General features: G+C 74.6%; 3 protein-coding genes and 1 pseudogene. All 4 read left to right on the top strand.

Annotated features, from left to right (window positions below):
- Nucleotides 1–58: 58 nt before the first annotated feature.
- Nucleotides 59–6346, top strand: a complete 6288-nt coding sequence (locus ABD327_RS31465) for an amino acid adenylation domain-containing protein (RefSeq protein ID WP_344456005.1) — start codon at nucleotides 59–61, stop codon at nucleotides 6344–6346.
- A gap of 21 nt (nucleotides 6347–6367) precedes the next feature.
- The gene (locus ABD327_RS31460) at nucleotides 6368–7165 is read left to right on the top strand and encodes a thioesterase II family protein (RefSeq protein ID WP_344456003.1); all 798 of its coding nucleotides are present in this window, start codon (nucleotides 6368–6370) and stop codon (nucleotides 7163–7165) included.
- A gap of 39 nt (nucleotides 7166–7204) precedes the next feature.
- Nucleotides 7205–8254, top strand: coding sequence for a TauD/TfdA family dioxygenase (locus ABD327_RS31455; RefSeq protein ID WP_344456001.1), 1050 nt, complete (start codon nucleotides 7205–7207; stop codon nucleotides 8252–8254).
- Nucleotides 8255–8263: 9 nt separating this feature from the next.
- Nucleotides 8264–9531, top strand: a pseudogene (locus tag ABD327_RS31450) (amino acid adenylation domain-containing protein); the annotation flags it as partial.

The raw sequence follows: 9531 nt of genomic DNA, 5'->3' as shown, positions 1-9531 counted from the left end.
CGCACCCTCCCCTTCCACCACCGCCGTGCCCGTCCCGACCTTCTGTGAAGGAGCCCCCATGTCCGCGCCTGCCGCCGCGGGAAGACCGCTGAACTCCGCGCAGTCGGGCGTCTGGTACGCCCAGCGTCTCCACCCGGACACCCCCGTCTTCAACCTGGGCGGGTTCGTGGACATCCGGGGACCGCTGGACGCGGAGCTGCTCCGGACCGCGATCGCCCGGGCCTCCGCCGAGGACGACTCCCTCGGCCTGCGGTTCACGGAGGTCGACGGGGCGCCCGTGCAGACCTTCGGGCCGGTGCCGGCGACCGTCCCGGACCTGGTGGACGCCGGCGCGGAGCCCGACCCGGCGGCGGCCGCGCTCGCCGCCATGCGGGCGGACATGGAGACCGTCACCGACCTCGAGAACGGCCCGCTGCACCACGATCTCGTCTTCCGGCTCGGCCCCGGGCACCACCGCTGGTACACCCGGGCCCACCATCTCGTCCGCGACGGCCACACCATCACGCTGCTGTGCCGCCGGGTCTCCGAGCACTACCGGGCGCTGCTGGAGGACCGCGCGCCCGCCCACCCGCTCGGATCGTTCACGCGCCTCCTGGACGCCGGGGACGACTATGCGAACACGGACACGCCGGCCCGGCGCAGGGACGCCGCCTACTGGAGTGCCCACCTCGACGGCGCGGCCATGCCCCCGTTCCCCGGCGGGGTCCCCGAACGGCGGATCGCCCGGGAGGTCCTCCAGCTCGACGCCGCCGGGTTCGCGGCGCTGCGCGGGTTCGCCGAACGCGCGGGCGTGGGCTGGCAGCAGGCGCTGCTCTGCGCCGCGGTCCTGCACCGGCACCTGTGGACCGGGGAGGCCGACGTGCTGCTCAGCCTCGCGGTGCCCGGCCGGCTCATCCGCAACGCCGCGGGCATGACCGCGAACATCCTGCCGCTGCGCTGCGCGGTCGACCCCGCGGAGCCGGCCGTGCGCCTGGCCGCCAGGGTCGCGGAACTCGGCGCGAAGGCGCAGTGGCACCAGCGCTACCGCACGGAGGACCTGCTGCGCGACCTCGGCTGGTGGGAACGGGGGGTCCGGCAGTTCGGGCCGGTGGTCAACATCCTCACCGACGCCGAGGAGTACCCGTTCGGCGAGGCGACCGGCACCAGCCACCTGATGTCGACGGGGGGAACCGCCGACGACCTCTCCCTCACCGTGAGCCGGGGCGAGGCGGGCGGGCTGCGGGTCGACGTCACCCTCGACACCGCCTACGGGGCGGACCTCGCCGCCTACGGGCGCGCCTTCACCCGGGTGGTCGCCGCGCTCGCCGCGCGGCCGGACGCCCCGGTGGGCGAACTGGACCCGCTGACCCCGGAGGAACGGGTGCGGGTGGTGCGGGAATGGAACGCCACCGGCGACTCGGCCTCGGCCGAAGCGGCCCTGCCGGAGCTGTTCGAGGCCAGGGTCAGGGAGCACGGCGGTGCCGTGGCGCTCGTGTGCGGCTCGGAACGCGTGTCGTACGCGCGGTTGAACGCGCGGGCGAACCGGTTGGCTCGGCATCTGGTCGCCCGGGGGGTGGGGCGTGGCGGGCTGGTGGGGGTGCTGCTGGAGCGGGGCGTGGACTTCGCGGTGGCGTTGCTGGCGGTGGTGAAGACCGGTGCCGGCTACGTGGTGCTCGACCCCGACTTCCCGGACGCGCGGCTTGCCGCGGTGGCGGAGGGCGCGGCGGTCTCGGCCGTCGTCTCGCGGTCCGCGCTCTCCGACCGGATCCCGCACGTCCGGCCGCTGGTGTGCGTGGACGAGGCGGTGCTCGCGGAGCAGCCGCCGAACGACCTGGGCGTCGCCGTCGATCCGGGTGACGTGGCGTGCGTGATGTTCACGTCCGGCTCGACGGGCCGCCCCAAAGGGGTGATGGCTCCGCATCGGGCGCTGGTGGGGTCATTGGTCGGACAGGCGTATGCGCCGTTCGGTCCGGACGCGGTGTTCCTGCAGTGTTCTCCGGTGTCATGGGACGGGTTCTCCCTGGAGTTCTGGGGTGCCCTGTTGTTCGGGGGGCGTTGTGTGTTGCAGCCGGGGCAGCGTCCGGAGCCGGGTCTGATCGCGTCGTTGACGGCTGAGCACGGTGTGACGATGCTCCAGCTGTCATCGGGGCTGTTCAACGTGATGGCCGATGAGTATCCGGCTGTCTTCGACCGCGTGAAGACGGTCTTCACCGGGGGCGAGGTGTCATCCGGGGCCCATGTGGCGCGGGTGCTGGGCCGGGGGAGCGGCGTGGTGGTCGCCAACGCCTACGGCCCGGCGGAGTCGATGGGTTTCTCGACGGTGTTCGAGGTGCCGGAAGGGTTCGGCGGAGGCGAGATCTCCATCGGGCGGCCGATCGTCAACAAACGGGTCTACCTGCTGGACCGCCGGTTGCGTCCGGTGCCGGTGGGAGCGGTCGGCGAGGTGTATCTGGGCGGCGTCGGCCTGGCCCATGGCTATCTGGAGGCGGCAGGGCTCTCCGCCGGCCGGTTCGTGGCCGACCCGTTCTCGGAAGACGGTTCCCGGCTCTACCGGACGGGCGATCTGGCCCGCTGGCGGGCGGACGGGACGCTGGAGTTCACCGGGCGAGGCGACGATCAGGTGAAGGTCCGCGGTTTCCGGGTGGAGCCCGCCGAGATCGAACGCGCCCTGCTGGACCTCGACGACGTCGCACAGGCCGCCGTGATCGCCGCCCCCGACGGCGGCTCGCTCCGCCTCGTCGGCTACGCGGTGCCGGCCGGAGACGCCGCCCCCGACGGGCGCGAGCTGAGGCACCGGCTGCGCGGCCGGCTGCCCGAACACCTGGTTCCCTCGGCGGTGGTGGTGCTGCCCCGACTCCCGCTCACCCCCAACGGCAAACTCGACCGCCGCGCCCTGCCCCTGCCGGAGACGGCCGCCGCCCCCGGCGGACGGCCGCCGCGCGACGCCCGCGACGAGATCCTCTGCGGCCTGTTCGCCGAGGTGCTCGGCGTGCCCGAGGTGAGCGTCGACGACGACTTCTTCGACCTCGGCGGCCACTCCCTGCTCGCCGCGAGGCTGGCCGCCCGGGCACGTACCGCGCTGGGCGCCGAACTGACGATCCGGGACGTCTTCCAGCGCCCCACCGTGGCCGCGCTGGCCGACGGGCTCCGCGAGACCGCGGGGTCCGCGCCGCCCCCGCTGACGGCAGTCGCACGTCCGGAACGGCTGCCGCTGTCGTACGCGCAGCGCCGTCTGTGGCTGGTCGCCCGGATGGAGGGCGCATTCGCCACCTACAACGTCCCGCTCACCGTCCGGCTGGACGGCGAACTGGACGTCGCTGCGCTGCGCGCGGCCTTCTGCGACCTGGCCGTCAGGCACGAGCCGCTCCGCACGGTCGTCGAGGCCGACGAGGGCGAGCCGTACCAGCGGATCCTCGACGAACCGGGGATCGCGTTCGAGCATGTGCGGATCGCCGCCCCGGACCTGGACGCCGCTCTTTCCGCCGCGGCGGGCAGGCCGTTCGACCTGGCGGCCGAGCCGCCGCTCCGGGTCACCCTGTTCGACCTCGGCGACGGCGCGTACCTGCTGCTCGTCCTGCTGCACCACATCGCCACCGACGGCGAGTCGCTCCAGCCGCTGTTCGGCGATCTCGCCGCCGCCTACACCGCGCGGCGCGAGGGACGGGCCCCCGACCTGCCGCCGCTGCCCGTCCAGTACGCCGACTACGCGCTCTGGCAGCGGGCGGCGCTCGGCGACCCCGCGGACCCCGAGAGCACGGCCGGCCGGGAACTCGCCTACTGGCGCGAGACCCTCGCCGGGCTTCCCGAAGAGCTGGGCCTGGCCCTGGACCGGCCGCGCCCGCTCGTCGCCGGGACGGAGGGCGGCGCGGTCCCCGTCGCGCTAGGCGCGGACCTCGGCCGCCGCGTCATGGAACTGGCCGGGGCCGAGCGCGCCACGCCGTTCATGGTGCTGCAGGCCGCGCTCGCCCTCACCCTCACCCGGATGGGGGCGGGCGAGGACGTCCCGATCGGGTCTCCGGTGGCGGGCCGCTCCGCCGACGGCCTCGCCGGGCTGGTCGGGTTCTTCGTCAACACGCTGGTGCTGCGCACCGACACGTCCGGGGACCCGGCCTTCCGCGAACTGCTCGCCAGGGTCCGCGCCGCCGACCTCGACGCCTTCGCGCACCAGGAGCTCCCGTTCGACCTGGTGATCGAGGCGCTGAACCCGGTGCGGTCGCTGTCGCGGCACCCGCTGTTCCAGGTCTGCCTCGGCCTGGAGCGGGCGGCGGGCGTCGCGCCCGACCTGCCGGGCGCGCAGGCCGGCCCGGGGACGGTGGCGCACAGCGGCACCGCCAAGTTCGACCTGGAGTTCCTCCTCTCCGAGGACGCCGAAGGAGTGGGCGGCGCGGTCCTCTACCGCACCGACATCTTCGACCGCGCGACGGTCGAACGCCTGGTCGCGACCTTCCTGCGGGTCCTCGGGCAGGTGACGGCGGACCCGGATCTGACCGTCGGCGAGGTCGACGTGCTCGGCGCCGAGGGCCGGACGCGGATGGTGGAGGAATGGAACGCCACGGGCGACGGGTCCGCCGCCGAGGCGACCCTGCCGGAGCTGCTGGAGACCCGCGCCAGGGAGCACCGTGACGCCGTGGCGCTCGTGTGCGGGGCGGAGCGGTTGACGTACGGCGAGCTGAACGGGCGGGCGAACCGGTTGGCTCGGCATCTGGTCGCCCGGGGGGTGGGGCGTGGCGGGCTGGCGGGAGTGCTGCTGGAGCGGGGGATCGATTTCGCGGTGGCGTTGCTGGCTGTGGTGAAGACCGGTGCCAGCTACGTGGTGCTCGACCCCGACTTCCCCGACACGCGCCTGGAGCTGGTCGCCGCGGAGGCCCGGACCGCCGCCGTGGTGACCCGCGCGTCGCTGGCGGCGCGGCTGGCGGGCCCGGCGGTCCTCGTCGACGATCCCGGCGTCGCACGGTTCGCCGCGGACGACCTGGACGTCGCCGTCGATCCGGGTGATGTGGCATGCGTGATGTTCACATCTGGTTCCACCGGGCGGCCGAAGGGCGTGGTGGCTCCGCATCGGGCGCTGGTGGGGTCGTTGGCGGGTCAGGTGTATGCGCCGTTCGGTCCGGATGCGGTGTTCCTGCAGTGTTCTCCGGTCTCATGGGACGGGTTCTCCCTGGAGTTCTGGGGTGCCCTGTTGTTCGGGGGGCGTTGTGTGTTGCAGCCGGGGCAGCGTCCTGAGCCGGGTCTGATCGCGTCGTTGACGGCTGAGCACGGTGTGACGATGCTCCAGTTGTCGTCTGGGCTGTTCAACGTGATGGCGGACGAATACCCGGAGGCCTTCGACCACGTCGAGATCGTCTTCACCGGGGGCGAGGTGGCCTCCGGAGCCCATGTGGCGCGAGTGCTGGGCCGGGGGAGCGGAGTGGCGGTCGCCAACGCCTACGGCCCGGCCGAGTCGATGGGGTTCTCGACGGTGTTCGAGGTGCCGGCGGACCTCGGCGCGGGCGCCGTCCCGGTCGGGCGGCCGATCGGCAACAAACGGGTCTACCTGCTGGACCGCCGGTTGCGTCCGGTGCCGGTGGGGGCGGTCGGCGAGGTGTACCTCGGCGGCGTCGGCCTCGCCCACGGCTACCTCGGCGCCGCCGGTCTCTCGGCGGGCCGGTTCGTGGCCGACCCGTTCTCGGAAGACGGCTCCCGGCTCTACCGGACGGGCGATCTGGCCCGCTGGCGGGCGGACGGGATACTGGAGTTCACCGGGCGGGGCGACGATCAGGTGAAGGTCCGCGGTTTCCGGGTGGAGCCCGCCGAGGTCGAACGCGCCCTGCTCGCCCACCCCCGCGTCGCCCAGGCGGCCGTGACCGCCGTATCCGACGGGGCGTCGCTGCGCCTCATCGGCTATGTGGTGCCCGACGGGGACGCGGACTTCGACGGCCGGGACGTCCGCGACCTCACCCGCCGGTCCGTCCCCGAACACCTGGTCCCCTCGGCGGTGGTGGTGCTGCCCCGGCTCCCGCTCACCCCCAACGGCAAACTCGACCGCCGCGCCCTGCCCGTCCCGGAGCGGGCCGCGGCCCCCGGCGGACGCGCTCCCCGAGACGACCGGGAACGGACCCTGTGCGCGCTGTTCGCCGAAGCCCTCGGCGTCACGAGCACGAGCATCGACGACGACTTCTTCGACCTCGGCGGCCACTCCCTGCTCGCCGCTCGGCTGACCGCCCGGATCCGCACCGCCACCGGCGCGGAGCTCACCATCCGCGACATCTTCCAGGCGCCCACCGTGGCGGCCCTCGCCCAGATCCTCCCGCCCGCGGACGACCCCGCGCCGGCGCGCAGGATCCGCCCCGCGCTGCGCCGCAGGACCACCTCCGGAACCCTTCTGTAGATCACGAATGGAGCGACTCCCATGAGTTCCGTCCAGCATCTCCCAGGCCCGGCCCCGCTCGCCGCCGCCGCTGCCGCCGACGACGTCGTGTGGCGGCTGCCCGGCGAGGCCCGGACCCGCACGTCCCTGCTCGTGCTCCCGCACGCGGGCGGCAACGCGCACGGCTACGCCGGATGGCGCGGCCTGCTCCCCGCCGACGTCCGGCTGCTCGTCGGCCAGTACCCGGGCCGCGGCGCGCGGTTCAGCGAGCCGCTGCCGCTCGGCATCGACGACCTGGCCGCCCCGATCGCCGAGTGCCTGCCCGAGGACACAGGCGACCTCGTCGTCCTCGGCCACAGCATGGGCTCCCTGGTGGCGTTCGAGGTGGCGCGGGCGCTCACCGCGCGGGGCCGGCCGCCGCGCGCCCTCATCGCCTCGGCCTGCCGCGCCCCGTTCTTGGCCAACCCCAGCAGGGTCGAGCCCGAGCGGCTCACCGACGACGCGCTGGTGGCGGCGATCAAGTCCCGCGGCGGCACCGACGACGCCGTCCTCGAAGAACCCGAACTGCGGGAGATCGTGCTGCCGTCGATCCGCGCGGACTTCGCGATCGACGACGCCTACCGGTTCACCGGACCGCTGCCCGCGCTCGGCTGCCCGGTCACCGTCGTCGGCGGGGCGGAGGACCCGATCGTGCCGGTCGAGGCCCTCGCCGCCTGGTCCGACCTGACGGACCGGGACGCCGCGATGACCGTGCTGCCCGGCGGCCACTTCTACTTCCAGAGCCGGCTCGAGGAGTTCCTGTCGGTGGTCACCGGGGTCGTCGACGCCCGGTCCGCCTGACCGCCCCGCCCGCATCCGCACCGAACCCGGAGGCCCCGCATGCCCCCCGCAGTCGCCCCGCTCGACCCGTTCACCCCGCTCGTCCCGGACCTGGCGGTCCACCGCCGCGCGGGCAGCCCCCCGATCGTCCACGCCCCTTACTTCCCCGCGCTCGACCCGGCCGTCGCATGGCTGGACGACCACCGCGCCGCGCTCCGCGCCGAACTGCTGCGCTCCGGCTCGGTGCTGGTGCGCGGCCTGCCCGTCGCCGACGCCGAAGGCTTCGCCAGGGCCCGCGACGCACTGATCGAGCAGCCCGCCGGATACAAGGAGAAGGCCACCCCGCGCACCGACTACGGCTCCGGGGTCTTCTCCTCCACCGACCTGCCCGCCGCCCAGCGGATCCGGCTGCACAACGAGAACAGCTACACCCTGGAGTTCCCCGGCACGCTGCTGTTCGGCTGCGTCGTCGCCCCGGAGGAGGGCGGCGCGACCACCGTCGGCGACATGCGGGAGGCGCTGCGCCGCGTCCCGCCCGCGCTGCTCGACCGGTTCGCCGCGCACGGCTGGCTGCTCGTCCGCAACTACTCCGACCTCGCCGGGCTGCCGTGGCGGACCAGCTTCTCCACCGACGACCCCGGCGCCGTCGAGGCGTACTGCCGCGAGAACGTCATCGGCCACGAGTGGCCCGCGTCCGGCGAGCTGCGGACCCGCCAGCGCCGCTCCGCCGTCGTGACCCACCCGGTCACCGGGGAGCGTGCCTGGTTCAACCACTTCACGTTCTGGAACCGCTGGACCCTCGACCCGGACGTCCGCGACGTGCTGCTCGACACCTACGGAGAGGACGGGCTGCCGTTCGACACCTTCGTCGGCGACGGCTCGCCCCTCACCGCGGAGGAGGTCGCGACACTCGACCGGATCTACGAGGAGGTCACCGTCCGGGAGCGGTGGCGGTGCGGCGACCTGCTGCTCGTCGACAACGTCCTGTGCGCCCACGGCCGCGACGCCTACCGCGGCGACCGGAAGATCCTCGTCGCCATGGGCGACCCCACGCCGCTCGCCGACTGCCGGCCGCTGACCCCGCCGTCCCCCACAGCCCACGAGGAGTGACCCGCGACCATGGAAACGACAGCCATCGATGATCAGAAGTCCTCCCGGGACCTGCTGGACCGCCTGGGCGACGTCCCCGCCGGCCGCGTCGCCGTGCTCGACGGCGACCGTTCCCTGACGTTCGGCGCGCTGCGCGGCCAGGCCGCCCGGACGGCGCGGCTGCTCGCCGAGCACGGCGCCGGGCCGGAGCGGGTCGTCGCGCTGCACCTGCCGCGCGGCGCCGACCTGCTGCTGTGCCTGGTCGCGACGCTCACGGCGGGGGCCGCCTACCTGCCGGTCGACCCGCGACTCCCCGACGACCGCAAGCGCCACCTCGTCACGGACGCCGGAGCCGACCTGGTGATCGGCGAACCGGTCCCCGGCACGGACCTGCCGTGCCTGTCCGCCGCCGAGCTCATCGGCACCGCCGGGCCGTGCGGTCTCGCCTTCCGGCCAGAGGAGGTTCGGCCGGACGACCTCGCCTACGTCATCTACACGTCCGGCTCGACCGGGCGGCCGAAGGGCGTGGAGATCACCCGGCGGGCGGCGTCCGTGCTCCTGGCCGAGCTGGAGTCCGCCGGGATCGCGGCCACCGACGGCGGGCGGGTCGGGTGGAACGCCTCGCCGTCCTTCGACGCCTCCGTCCAGCAGTGGGTGCGGCTGTGCCGCGGCGACACCATCGTCATGATCGACGAGGAGACCCGGACGGATCCCGAGCTGCTCGCCGCCCTGGTCGCCGAGACCGGCCTCACCGACCTCGACATCACGCCCTCCCACGCAGAGCACCTGCTGGAGCCGCTGGCCGCGCGGCACCGCCCCGGCGCCCCGCCGCTCACCCTGCTCGTCGGCGGCGAGGCGATCGGCCCCGCGCTGTGGGGGAGGCTCGCGGCCCTGGCCGAGGCGGGCGTCCTGCGGGCCGTGAACCTCTACGGGCCGACCGAGTGCACGGTGGACGCCACCGCGGCGTGGATCGCCGCCGCCGAACGGCCGCAGTTGGGAACCGTGCTGCCGGGCCTCTCGGCCCGGCTGCTCGACGCCGGGCTCCGGCCGGTGGCCGAGGGCGGGACCGGCGAACTGTACCTGGCCGGGGTCCGGGTGGGCCGCGGGTACCGCCGCCGCCCCGCCCTGACCGCCGAACGGTTCGTGGCCGACGTCTCCGCCGCCGACGGCTCCCGCATGTACCGCACCGGCGACCGGTGCCGGCTGCTGCCCGGCGGGCGGCTGGAGTACCTCGGCCGCGCCGACGGGCAGATCAAGCTGCGCGGGCACCGCGTCGAGACCGGCGAGTTCGAGGCGGT

The organism is Actinocorallia aurantiaca (genome assembly GCF_039533685.1).
In the GTDB taxonomy this organism is placed as follows: domain Bacteria; phylum Actinomycetota; class Actinomycetes; order Streptosporangiales; family Streptosporangiaceae; genus Actinocorallia; species Actinocorallia aurantiaca.
The sequence above is the reverse complement of the archived record's forward strand: the minus strand, read 5'-3'. Positions and strand labels throughout refer to the sequence as shown.